Genomic DNA, 12,264 nt, shown 5'->3' on the forward strand with positions numbered 1-12,264 from the left:
GCTAGCCGACAAGTCCAATATCTTTCAGCACGGCAGTAACGTCCGTGATGTTCTCGCCGAGGTAGCTGTCGAATTCATCCCCCGCGAGAAATGCATCTGCCCAACCCTTAGTCTCAAGCGTCTGCTTCCAGGAATCACTTGACGTGACCTCGGTGATGAAATCGATCAACTTTTGACGATCTTCTCCAGAGATTCCCCCTGGCGCAATAACGCCGCGCCAGTTGGTGATTACAAGGTCGTAGCCAGAATCGATGATGGTGGGAACGTCGGGCAAGAGCTCACTGGGCTCCGCGCTTGACACAGCAAGTGCCCGCAGCTCGCCGGCCTTAACCTGCTCCGCAAATTCGCTGATACCAGAAATACCTGCAGAAACCTTGTTTCCTAACAGCAGGGTGACCGCTTCACCGCCGCCAGCGTTAGGAATGTAGTTCAGCTTCTCGTTGATTTGGGACGCGCTTTGACCCGCCTCTTTCAAGAGCTGTGCGGCAAGGATGTGGTCGACTCCACCTGCCGAACCGCCGGTGATCGATACGCTCTTACCGTTCTTGATCATGTCATCGACCAGATCGCTCAGCGATTGGTATGGCGAACTCGCGGGCACGACAATGACACCCGCTTCTTCGGTCAGTCGAGCAATCGGCGTTGTTTGTTCAAGCCGAACTTCAGAACTGTTGGTTTCAACTGCGCCAACCATTACGAAGCCTGTCAGCATCAACGTGACGGGGTCGCTTTCGGTCGCGAGTGATGCCAGCCCGATTGTTCCTCCAGCACCTCCAATATTTTTCACCGGCGCAGACGTGACGAGTCCTTCTTCGGTAGCAACTTCGGCGATCGCTCGACCCGTTTGGTCCCAGCCTCCGCCGGGGTCAGCCGGCACGATGATGTTCACCGATTGCATGCCTAGCTCACCGTCTCCCCCAGCATCGGGCGCACCTGCAGTGCACCCGACGAGTGCGAGTGCGGCCATCGACGCGACTGCGCCAAACGTGCCTCGTCTGCGCAAATTCTGCCGTGCCTGTGTGACTTTTTTCATTGCTCCTCCTTGAGCCAATTTGGAGCATTCGTTGCCGCTCTGCCGGGCGGGTAGCAGCAAGGACGACGAGTACCCCGATGAAGTGGTGCGTGTGTGGGTCACAGGCTATGGTCACGACCCGGCGCGCGTCGCGATCCGGAAGTAGCGGTTGTTTTGGTCATTCTGAACATGGGTCATTGACGATAAGTGTCGATAAGAGCGCCCAAATTGCGTCACACTATGGAATGTGGCCCGGTCAATGAAGCTCCGCACACAATTGCTGCTGCTCCAGCTCGCAATCGTGCTGTTCGCTGTGATTGGCACCGGAATCATGGCGAGCTGGCTTCAGGAACAACAACTCCGCGACTCCTACCGTGACCGGATGATCGCCGTTGCGCAGTCTGTTGCAACCCTTCCTGCGATCATCGGTGCTCTCGACGATCACTCACCAAGCACCACTATCCAGCCAATTGCTGAAGTAGTGCGCGAGGCGTCCGACGTGACGTACGTCGTGGTCACCGATGACACCGGGATTCGCTACTCACATCCCAATCCCGAACGTATCGGCAAACCCGTGTCAACAGACCCCTCGATTGCACTGGCGGGAGATATTTACGTCGGAACACAGACTGGAACTCTCGGAGAATCGTGGAGAGTCAAAGTGCCCATTGTCAACGATGACGACGTGGTCGTTGGTGTTGTTTCAGTGGGAATTCTCGAAGCCGAACTCCGCAGCGACTATTTCGGATACGCCAGGCTCCTGTTCCTCACGATTGGCATTGCGGCGACAATCGGAGTCGTCGGTGCAGCGTGGATTTCTTCCCTCATCCGCCGCAGGATTTATGGTCTCGAGCCGGATGAAATTGTAGGGCTGCTCGAAGCACGTGAGGCCATGCTGCACGGCATACGCGAGGGAGTAGTTGCCTTTGATGAGCGTGGCCGAGTCGCGCTCATCAATGATGCAGGAGAGCAGCTGCTCGACCTCACTGACGCTGACAACATCGGACGCCCCGCTGAAGAGGTCCTCAATGCCGAACTCATCCGGATGCTCGACGGCGACAATTCACAACCGAGACTCGTGCTGTGCGGCGAACGAGTGCTTCTCGTACACTGCGACAAAGCCCAAATTGACGAACGCAGTCTCGGCGCGGTCTTCATCTTGCGCGACAACACCGAGCTACACGCACTCATGCGAGATCTTGATGGCGCAAACAGCTTCGCCGATGTTCTTCGATCACAGGCTCATGGATTTGCCAACAAACTTCATGTCATAAGCGGACTACTCGAGCTTGGATATTCTGCGGAAGCTGTCGCTTTCATCGAGCGAGTAGGCGATGGCGGAACCCTTTCAAGCGCCGCAGCGGGAACAGGTATCAGGGATCTCGAGATTGCCGCCCTGCTGCTGGTGAAACAAAGTCGCGCGCTCGAACACGGAATCGCCGTAAGCGTTGATGAGAAATCTCTATTGGCACCACTCACTGGCGATGCTGAAGCAGAACTTCTCAGAGATGATCTGCTCACTGTCATAGGCAATCTCGTTGACAACGCGATCGAGGCGTGCGGCTCAGGAGCATCCATTCGGATCACAATTATTGAGAGCGCAGCAGAGCTCTTGGTGCGAATCATCGATACCGGGCCGGGTGTGGCAAGTGAACTGCACGAGACAGTGTTTACGCCTGGCTATTCCTCCAAAGCACCGCCGCACGGCCGCCAACTGGCAACCCGTGGAATCGGTCTGACCCTCGTCAGAAGGATTGCTCGACGACACGGAGGAGATGCCCAGTTCGTAGCTGGCGTCGCTTCCGGCGCCGAGGTTATTGTGCAGTTCCCGCGCAGCCCCTCTCCCGTTCCCGAAAAAACGAACTCACCGAAAATGCGCCGATGAACGCACCAATTCGCGCGCTCATTGTCGACGATGACTTTGCTGTCGCCAAGATTCACCACCAGTTTGTTGACTCGCATCCAGCATTCTCGGTGGTCGGAGAAGCACACACCGGCACTCAGGCACTTCAGCACATCCAGTTGCTCAGGCCCGACGTTGTACTCCTTGACGTCTACCTCCCCGACATCTCCGGTCTTGACGTACTCAGCCAAGTCAGGCGCGAACACAGCCGCCATATCGAGTTTGTTGCCGTCACCGCCGCCCGAGATATCTCAAGCGTGCGCCATGCCCGCGCCGAGGGCGTGCGCCACTACCTAGTAAAACCCTTCACTGCGAGCGCTTTACACTCTCGCCTCAACGAAGTAGCCAGCCAGCTCACGCAACTTGGCGATGCTGATCGCGGCGAGCCACTTGACCAGCACACCGTCGACACTCTTCTCGCCGGCATCAGTGCGCCTCGTGAGCTTCCCCCCAAAGGACTTTCAAGGGCGACTCTCGCAATCGTGACCCACACGCTCGCCGGGGCAGCTCACAACCTCTCAGCGAGCGAAGTGGCCCTAGAAATTGGGATGTCACGCGTAGGGGCGAGACGCTATCTTGAGCATCTCGTGCGCACACAGGTCGCCGCTGTGGAGCCACGATACGGAAGCACGGGCCGACCCGAGAATCGCTACCGAATGCGGCAGCGACCTCACCGGCCTAGTGCTGCGGCGCGGACCTGAGTCAACGCAACTAGCGACCACGAAGATAAACTAGGATTCGGCGACTAGGTGGTCATGAAGACACTCCAGCGCCGCCTGAACCGCCTGCTGTCGCACCGCATCGCGATCCCCCACGAACTCGAAGTTGCGAGTCTCGACAAAGTTGTTCGCAGCAAAGCCGATGAACACTGTGCCCGGAATTTTACCCTCGTGGGATTCAGGACCGGCAACCCCCGTCGTGGCCAAACCGTAGGTTGCCTGCTGCTGCCCGATCCCGAGCACGTCACGCGCGCCCGTGGCCATGTGGGCTGCGACATCCGGATGCACGGTGCCATGAATCGCGAGCAAACTCGCATCGACACCCAAGACCTGGCGTTTGATCGCCGCGTTGTATGCCACCACTGCGCCGTTAAGCACCACTGAGGCGCCCGGAACCGCCACAAGAGATGCGCACAGCAGCCCCCCCGTTAATGACTCAGCCAGAGCAATCGTTTGTCGTTGTTCAGTGAGAATTGTCACGATCTTCGTGGCGAGTTCTTCCTTAATCACGGGTGCAGTCTCACGCTCCCGGGTTGGTTTTTCGGTTGTGGCGCCACGCCTGCCACAGATAGTCGAGCCCCGTAAACACCGTCAGCACAACAGCAACCGCCATGACCGACCAGTTAAGCCACACGACCGACGAGCCAACAACGGTGAACAACGGAACCAAAAACAGAGAGATAGCAACGGCCTGCACGACTGTCTTCAGCTTGCCACCACGAGAAGCAGGGATGACCCGCTTAGACAGCACGGCAAACCGGAACGCAGTAATACCAAACTCGCGCACGAGAATGAGCACCGTGACCCACCACGGCAATTCGTCCAGAATCGACAGCGTTACCAGCGCTCCGCCAATGAGTAACTTGTCGGCGATCGGATCGAGAATGATCCCAACATTGGTGATGAGATTGCGGTCGCGAGCCAAGTGACCATCAACACTGTCAGTCACAATCGCAAAAATAAACAACCCCGCTGCCAAGTAGCGGATGAGACCCATCTCGCCGTCATCGAGCAGCAACAGCCAGACGAACAGCGGCGCAAGAAAGATTCGTATGACCGTAATGATATTCGCGATATTCGCGTTCGAGGCGGGAGTATCGCCGGCACTGACTACGCGCCCGCGCAGCGAACTGACTCGTTTGGGCGGCATGGACTCTGAAACTGGTTTTTCGCCCACGCGATCACTCCCGATCGGTCAAATTCCAGGCGTCATCATCTGAGCCGCCTTCTACTTCATCGTATCCGCTGAGTGATGCCTCCACAGCGTCGACCGGTTCGGGGGCATCCTCGCCACGGAGTCGTGCGAGTACTGCGGGAAGCTGCTCGGCAGTGACCAGCACATCGCGTGCTTTCGAACCTTCTGATGGGCCCACTATCTCGCGCGACTCCAAGAGATCCATCAGACGGCCGGCCTTGGCGAAGCCCACGCGAAGCTTACGCTGCAACATTGACGTCGATCCGAACTGGGTGCTGACAATAAGCTCGGCTGCCGCGAGCAGCACCTCAAGGTCGTCGCCGATGTCAGCGTCAATATTCTTCTTCTCGGCGACGACTGCGACATCGTTGCGGTATTCGGGCTGAGCTTGGGCGATCACGTGCTGCACAATCTCGGCGACTTCACTTTCTGGAACCCAGGCGCCCTGCACACGGATCGCTTTCGAGGCACCCATCGGCAGGAACAGCGCGTCACCCTGACCGATCAACTTGTCGGCACCGGGCTGATCCAGAATCACGCGCGAGTCAGTCATGCTCGAGACGGCAAAAGCTAATCGCGAGGGCACGTTGGCCTTAATCAGGCCGGTAACGACATCAACGCTCGGCCGCTGGGTCGCCAGCACCAAATGGATTCCAGACGCGCGAGCCAACTGGGTGATGCGAACAATCGAGTCTTCGACATCTCGGGGGGCGACCATCATGAGGTCAGCCAGCTCATCAACGACGACGAGCAAGTAGGGGTAAGGCTTGAGTGTGCGCTGGCTACCCCCGGGTAGCTTGATCTCGTCAGCGACAACGGCGCGATTGAAGTCGTCAATGTGGCGGTAGCCGAAGCTCGCGAGGTCGTCGTACCTCATATCCATCTCCTTCACGACCCAGGCGAGAGCTTCGGCTGCCTTCTTGGGGTTCGTGATGATGGGCGTGATGAGGTGGGGAACTCCCGCGTAGATCGAGAGTTCGACACGCTTGGGGTCGATGAGCACCATGCGAACCTCAGCGGGCTTGGCCCGCATCAGCACCGACGTGATCATTGAGTTCACGAAGCTAGACTTGCCCGAACCGGTGGAACCGGCAACCAAAAGATGGGGCATCTTGGCGAGGTTCGCCACAACAAATCCACCCTCGACATCTTTTCCGAGACCGATCGTCATCGGATGCTCGCTCTTGGTGCTGGCGCTTGAACGCAGCACATCGCCGAGGGATACGATCTCCCGATCCTTGTTCGGAATCTCGACGCCAATGGCACTCTTGCCAGGGATGGGCGAGAGGATATTCACCTCATTGCTGGCTACCGCATAGCTGATGTTGCGAGCCAGCGCGGTTACACGCTCGACTTTGACACTGGGGCCGAGCTCTAATTCGTAGCGGGTGACTGAGGGGCCACGGCTAAACCCGGTGACGGTGGCATCAACACTGAACTGCTTAAGGACTTCAGTGATCGCCGCAACGACCTCATCATTGGCCGCGGACCGAGACTTGGGCGGGGTTCCCGCAGACAGCATGGTCGCTTCAGGCAGTCGATAAACCGCCTTCGAGGCGTGCAGACTGGTCTCATGCGGTCCGTCGAATTCGCCGGCGGAACCCTTCTCGCTGGCCTTGGTCGTGAATCCGGGCAGCACACCGGGGCCGTCGTCTCGCATACCGGTGGCGGGAGCATCCACTTCGCCGGTGGTGTAATTTTTGACCGCTTGTTCAGCCTTAAGGAGATCTTCGAGCAGTTCGACCCCGAATTGGTCGTCTTTCTTGGTCAGATCTTTGGCCGCCGGCGGTGGCGTCGGATCTACAACCTCGGTTGCCTGATCGCGCAAGATCACCGGGCTGTCGAACGCTTTGTCCTCACTGTTCTGGGACTTGTTTCGCCGCCACCATGGGAGCGAAGATGTGTCGTTATCGTCGCCGAGACCGATATCAGTGAGCGACCCAAACTGAACCGAATCATTCTTGTTCGCGCTCGCTTGAGCCTTAGCCGCAGCGCGCTCCTCATCGCTCTGCAGCTGTGCACCAAAAAGATACGCGTAGAGCTCGCGCAGGCGCGACGGGAGTCGGTTGGGCGGAGTTTTGGTGATGATAAACAGGGAAAGAACCATCAGCAACACAATCACCGGCACCGCAAGCAGCGGGGTACCAAGCCAGATAAGCGGATTGGCCAACAGCCAACCGAACACTCCCCCAGCACGAGCGATGGTTTCTGCCCCCTCGGAGGGATGCGGTTGCCCGCCAAAGACATGGCACAGGGCCGCGACCGTGACAATGAGAATACTGAGGCCAATACCGATGCGGCCGTTGTCGTGAACGCTCGACGGATGCCGGAACATCCACGCCGCCAACAACAGCAAGATCACGGGAAGAGCGAACGCGACGCGACCAACAAGCCCACCAAACGTGTACGCATCGAGCGCTACCGCAACTGAATCAAGGGGATTGAACCACTCAACGACGGCACCAACAATTGCTAGTACGACGAATAGGAACGGCACGCCATCCCGTCGTTCATCTTTCGTGAGCTCCTCGCGACCAAACACCCGGAAAGCTCCGCCAACGACGTGTGCGAGCGCCATCCACAGCTTCGTAAGCGGGCCCTCTGGTTCAACCGGAGCCTGCTTCCCCCGCGGCAGTCGTTTCGTTGCCTGAGTCTTGTTCGAAGCATTTCTGGCGCGAGGTTTCGACGCACCCGAGCGCGAGGTCGACGATGTACGCGTAGCCATGCTTCAAAGCTACCTGTGGCCTCCGTCAGAGGGCCGCAGCGACACTCAACCTCGGCTGGGGGAAACTAGACCTCGATGACGACAGGAACAATCATCGGACGACGGCGATGCTGAGTGTTAACCCAGCGGCCGACCGTGCGACGAACGACCTGCGCGAAAGCGTGAGTATCACGAGTGCCATTCTCGGCGGCATCCTTGAGCGCCTTCACAACCTGAGGCTTCACGGCATCGAAAACGTTCTCGTCTTCAGCAAAACCACGAGACTGAATCTCCGGCCCAACGATGACCTTGCCCGTCTGAGCATCCACCGCAATGAAAATGGATATGAAACCCTCTTCCGCCAGAATGCGACGATCCTTGAGGTCAGCATCCGTGATCTCACCAACGCTCGAACCATCCACATAGACGAATCCGACATCAAGCTGCCCTACAACCGAAGCGAGACCATCCTTGAGGTCGATCACCGTTCCGTCTTCAGCGACGATCGTGTTCTCGGCCGGCACGCCTGACTGAATCGCGAGGTTCGCATTCGCCACCAAATGACGGTACTCACCGTGCACCGGAAGCACATTCTTGGGGCGCAAGATGTTGTAGCAGTAGAGCAACTCCCCCGCCGCAGCGTGACCCGAAACATGCACCTTGGCATTGGCCTTGTGCACGACATTGGCCCCCAACTTGGTGAGGCCATTGATCACGCGATACACAGCATTCTCGTTGCCCGGGATAAGGCTCGACGCGAGAATAACCGTGTCGCCCTTACCCACCTCAATCTGGTGCTCCATGTTGGCCATGCGCGCCAAAACCGCCATCGGTTCGCCCTGGCTGCCCGTAGACATGTAGACGAGCTGGTTGTCCGGATAGTTGACCGCCTTCTTGGCGTCCAACAGAACCCCGTCAGGCACCTTGAGGAATCCAAGATCAGCCGCGATGCCCATGTTGCGCACCATAGAACGGCCCATGAGAACAACCTTGCGATTGTTGGCGACGGCGGCATCCAAAACCTGCTGCACGCGATGCACATGGCTTGAGAAGCTTGCGACAATCACGCGACGCGGAGCTTTGGCAATAACGCCCTCTAGGACCGGCCCGATGTCGCGTTCGTTGGGAGTAAATCCCGGAACATCCGCGTTTGTCGAGTCAGAAAGGAATAGGTCGACACCGGCCTCACCCAGACGGGCGAAGGCGCGAAGGTCGGTGATGCGGTCATCGAGCGGAAGCTGATCCATCTTGAAGTCACCCGTGTGGAGAACAACTCCAGCGCTCGTCGTGATGGCGACAGCAAGGGCATCCGGAATCGAGTGATTCACCGCGACGAACTCAAGACCGAAGGGACCGATTTTTTCTTTTTGGCCCTCGGTGACATTCAGCGTGTACGGCTTGATGCGGTGCTCTTTCAACTTCGCCTCAATGAGGGCGAGAGTGAGAGTGGAACCGATCAGCGGAATGTCTTGCCGCAGACGCAAGAGATATGGCACCGCGCCAATGTGGTCCTCATGACCGTGCGTCAAAACAATGCCAAGAACGTCATCGAGCCGATCACGAATGGAACTGAAATCAGGCAAAATGAGGTCGACGCCGGGCTGGTGTTCCTCAGGGAAAAGAACGCCACAGTCAACGATCAACAACTTGCCGTCAATCTCAAATGTGGTCATGTTGCGGCCGATTTCGCCGAGGCCACCAATCGGTGTGACGCGGAGAGTTCCCGCTTCGAGGGCAGGAGGATCAAAGAGAGAAACTGGCATTCAATTACCTTGCAGATAGAAGTGTGAGGCCGTCAGCCCCTGTGCAAAAAATGTGGGCCGCGCCCATGCGAGAGCCTACCCCTCGTAGCGCGCGCTAGCGCGTCGCTCCCGCGATCTTCGGCAGAGCGCCGCCCGCTGCCGCATTGCGATCAGGACGAAAATTCCTGAAATCAAGACCATCAATACCGGCGACCAACGCCAACTCGTCCTCAATTTGTGCGGCCTCTGCCTCTTCAGGTCCGACGAGAGGCAAACGAACGCGCGGGCTCGAAATGCGACCGAGACCGTGAAGGATGTACTTAGCGGCAACAGTGCCAGGAACGTGGGTCATCGCGGCGCGGACAAGGGGCTCGAGGGCCTGGTGCGCGGCCGTTGCTGTCGCCAAGTCACCAGCGTTGACCGCATCGACGATCACGCGGTACGGCGCGGGCGCAATATTGGCAGTGACACCAATGAGCCCCGTGGCACCAATCGAAAGGTGCGGTAAAATATTGGCGTCATCACCCGAAAAGTACATGAGGTCGGTCTGATTGAGAACACGGCTGACCTCACTGAAATCGCCCTTCGCATCTTTGACCGCAAGAATGTTGGGATGCTTCGCCGCACGAAGGATAGTTTCGTACCGAATCGGTACACCGGTGCGACCGGGAATGTCATAGAGGATGACCGGCAGATCTGTGGCATCCGCAATCATGCGGAAGTGGGTCAGAACCCCGGCCTGTGTCGGTTTGTTGTAATACGGAGTGACAATCATCACGCCGTCAGCACCCGCCTTTTCACTGGCCCGATACAGCTCAATCGCGTGAGCGGTCTCGTTGGAGCCACCGCCGGTGATGACCTTGGCGCGTCCAGCCGAAACCGACTTAGCGACCTCTACGAGCTTAATCTTCTCGGGGTCAGTAAGCGTGCTGGTCTCACCTGTGGTGCCCGTAACGACGATGCCGTCGGCACCGGCACTGATGACATCGTCGATATGCTTTTCGACATCGGCCCAGCTGACCTCACCCTCCGAAGTGAAAGGTGTGATGAGCGCGACGAGAACTTGACCGAAAGGATTCACTGTAGACACCCCCCTAGGCTACCGCTGGTTGGGGTCGCAGACCTCGTACCGAAGAAAACGGTAGTGAAGACCCGTGGCTGAGGTGTGCCAACCCGCAACGGGCTCTCTGACTGCGAGCATCCATTGGTCACCGCGCACAGGCGCACGGGTATCCCCCTCGAAACTCTCACGAATCTCTGTGATCTCAAGGCGCTGAGCGTAGTTGAGGGCCTGCGAGTAGATTTGTGCTCCGCCAATCACCCAGACGTGAGCATCTGAGGTCGAGAGTGTCGAGGTGGTGGATGTCGGCGTGATGGATGATGACGCCAGCTCAATTGCCTCCTCGATGCTGTGGACAACTTCGGCCCCGTTGTCGCACCATTCAGTCTGACGAGTGACCACGATATTGCGGCGGCCGGGTAGTGGCCGAAAGCGTTGCGGGAGGGACTCCCACGTTTTTCGCCCCATGATGACGGAGCTGTCGAGGGTGAGAGCTGTGAAATGTGCGAGGTCTTCGGGCAGGTGCCACGGCATTGCACCTTCGCTGCCGATGATTCCGCCCTCAGATTGCGCCCAGATCAGGCCAACGATAACGCTCACACGGCAACCGGTGCTTTGATCGCCGGGTGGTGTTCGTAGCCGATTATCTCGAAATCTTCGAATGCGTAGCCAAACACGTCATTGGGCTGCGAGTTGATCGCGAGGCGTGGCGAAGCAAAGGGTTCACGCGTGAGCTGCTCGCTTACTTGCTCGAGGTGGTTGTCGTAGATGTGGCAGTCGCCGCCGGTCCACACGAAGTCTCCTACCTCAAGGCCGGTTTGCTCGGCAACGAGGTGGGTGAGCAGCGCATAGCTCGCGATGTTGAAGGGGACTCCAAGAAAGAGATCGGCGCTGCGCTGATAGAGCTGGCAGGAGAGTTTGCCATCTGCGACATAGAACTGGAAGAACGCATGGCAGGGCGCGAGCGCCATCTTCGGGATGTCGGCCGGGTTCCATGCTGTGACAATCAGTCGACGCGAGTCGGGGGTGGTCCTTATCTGCTGGATGACCTCAGAGACTTGGTCAATTTGTTCGCCAGAGGGGGTGGGCCAGGAACGCCACTGCACACCGTAAACCGGGCCCAGTTCTCCCGCTTCGTCTGCCCACTCATTCCAGATCGTGACACCGTTATCGCGCAACCACGAGACATTGCTTTCGCCGCGCAAGAACCACAGCAGTTCGTAGGCAATCGACTTGAAATGCACACGCTTAGTCGTGATGAGGGGGAATCCCTCGGCGAGGTCGAAACGCAGCTGACGACCGAACACGCTGCGAGTGCCGGTGCCCGTGCGATCACTCTTATGGACGCCGTTCGCGAGAGTGTCGCGCAACAGGTCTTCGTAGGGGGTTGCGATCGTGGAAGCCATCGAGTCAATAGTACTTGCTGTGAGCGACTTCACACGGGTTTCCTATGCGCGTCGCCCAGCAACCGCATAGTGTTGAGAACGACGAAAGGAACAGCTATGCCTGTTACAAGCGAAGCAACAACACTCTGGTTTGGTGACCTGTTCAGCGGTAAAGGAACGCTGTCGCTTGATTCTTCTGAAGCCGCAGAGTTTCCCGTTACGTGGGCCGCACGGTCAGAGGGTCAAGAGTCGACGACCAATCCGGAAGAGCTGCTCGGGGCAGCACATTCCTCGTGTTTTGCCATGGCGTTCTCGAATGGACTCGCCAGCAACGGAACCCCGGCGGAAAGCCTTCAGGTAACGGCGGCAGTCACTTTTGACCCCGCCGAGGGAATTACCGGAAGCCACCTTCTCGTGAGCGCCAAAGTAGCTGGTCTCAGCGACGAAGACTTTCAACGACTTGCTCAGGAAGCCAAGGAAGGCTGCCCGGTGTCACGCGCGCTCACCGGCATCCCCGTCACACTCGAAGCGAGTCTCGCGTAGC

General features: G+C 58.1%; 11 protein-coding genes. 3 read left to right on the forward strand and 8 right to left on the reverse strand.

The features are described from left to right. Position 1 precedes the first annotated feature (1 nt). Positions 2 to 1,033 carry a Bug family tripartite tricarboxylate transporter substrate binding protein gene (locus tag FB472_RS02240; protein WP_141989472.1) on the reverse strand — a complete coding sequence of 344 codons (1,032 nt, stop codon included), beginning with the start codon at positions 1,031 to 1,033 and terminating at the stop codon, positions 2 to 4. A gap of 238 nt (positions 1,034 to 1,271) precedes the next feature. On the opposite strand from FB472_RS02240, the gene FB472_RS02245 reads away from it, so the two are divergent. Continuing rightward, positions 1,272 to 2,897 carry an ATP-binding protein gene (locus FB472_RS02245; protein ID WP_141989473.1) on the forward strand — a complete coding sequence of 542 codons (1,626 nt, stop codon included), beginning with the start codon at positions 1,272 to 1,274 and terminating at the stop codon, positions 2,895 to 2,897. Continuing rightward, positions 2,894 to 3,616, forward strand: a complete 723-nt coding sequence (locus FB472_RS02250; RefSeq protein WP_141989474.1) for a response regulator — start codon at positions 2,894 to 2,896, stop codon at positions 3,614 to 3,616. Before FB472_RS02245 ends, FB472_RS02250 begins: the two co-directional genes overlap by 4 nt. A 30-nt stretch (positions 3,617 to 3,646) precedes the next feature. Here the strand turns inward: FB472_RS02250 and FB472_RS02255 are convergent, their stop codons facing one another. The 7 genes from FB472_RS02255 to FB472_RS02285 all read right to left on the reverse strand — a co-directional run bounded on the left by FB472_RS02255 (position 3,647) and on the right by FB472_RS02285 (position 11,741). Continuing rightward, positions 3,647 to 4,144 carry a CinA family protein gene (locus tag FB472_RS02255; RefSeq protein ID WP_141989475.1) on the reverse strand — a complete coding sequence of 166 codons (498 nt, stop codon included), beginning with the start codon at positions 4,142 to 4,144 and terminating at the stop codon, positions 3,647 to 3,649. A 10-nt stretch (positions 4,145 to 4,154) separates the two neighbouring features. Continuing rightward, on the reverse strand, positions 4,155 to 4,811 hold the full coding sequence (gene pgsA / locus FB472_RS02260) for a CDP-diacylglycerol--glycerol-3-phosphate 3-phosphatidyltransferase (RefSeq protein ID WP_141989476.1): 657 nt from the start codon (positions 4,809 to 4,811) through the stop codon (positions 4,155 to 4,157). Between the two features lie 4 nt (positions 4,812 to 4,815). Continuing rightward, on the reverse strand, positions 4,816 to 7,554 hold the full coding sequence (locus tag FB472_RS02265; RefSeq protein WP_141989477.1) for an FtsK/SpoIIIE family DNA translocase: 2,739 nt from the start codon (positions 7,552 to 7,554) through the stop codon (positions 4,816 to 4,818). Between the two features lie 65 nt (positions 7,555 to 7,619). Further along, on the reverse strand, positions 7,620 to 9,296 hold the full coding sequence (locus FB472_RS02270; RefSeq protein WP_141989478.1) for a ribonuclease J: 1,677 nt from the start codon (positions 9,294 to 9,296) through the stop codon (positions 7,620 to 7,622). A gap of 94 nt (positions 9,297 to 9,390) precedes the next feature. Continuing rightward, on the reverse strand, positions 9,391 to 10,365 hold the full coding sequence (gene dapA, locus FB472_RS02275) for a 4-hydroxy-tetrahydrodipicolinate synthase (protein WP_141989479.1): 975 nt from the start codon (positions 10,363 to 10,365) through the stop codon (positions 9,391 to 9,393). 9 nt (positions 10,366 to 10,374) lie between these two features. Continuing rightward, a complete protein-coding gene (locus tag FB472_RS02280) occupies positions 10,375 to 10,935 on the reverse strand; it encodes a dihydrofolate reductase (RefSeq protein WP_141989480.1) in 561 nt (186 codons plus the stop codon). Continuing rightward, entirely contained in the window at positions 10,932 to 11,741 is an 810-nt protein-coding gene (locus FB472_RS02285) for a thymidylate synthase (protein WP_141989481.1), read from the reverse strand. The genes FB472_RS02280 and FB472_RS02285 overlap by 4 nt, the downstream gene beginning before the upstream one ends. A gap of 96 nt (positions 11,742 to 11,837) precedes the next feature. Here FB472_RS02285 and FB472_RS02290 point away from each other — a divergent pair, with 96 nt between their 5' ends. Further along, positions 11,838 to 12,263 carry an OsmC family peroxiredoxin gene (locus FB472_RS02290; RefSeq protein ID WP_141989482.1) on the forward strand — a complete coding sequence of 142 codons (426 nt, stop codon included), beginning with the start codon at positions 11,838 to 11,840 and terminating at the stop codon, positions 12,261 to 12,263. Position 12,264 lies beyond the last annotated feature (1 nt).

Origin of the sequence: Rhodoglobus vestalii (assembly GCF_006788895.1) — a bacterium.
Taxonomy (GTDB): domain Bacteria; phylum Actinomycetota; class Actinomycetes; order Actinomycetales; family Microbacteriaceae; genus Rhodoglobus; species Rhodoglobus vestalii.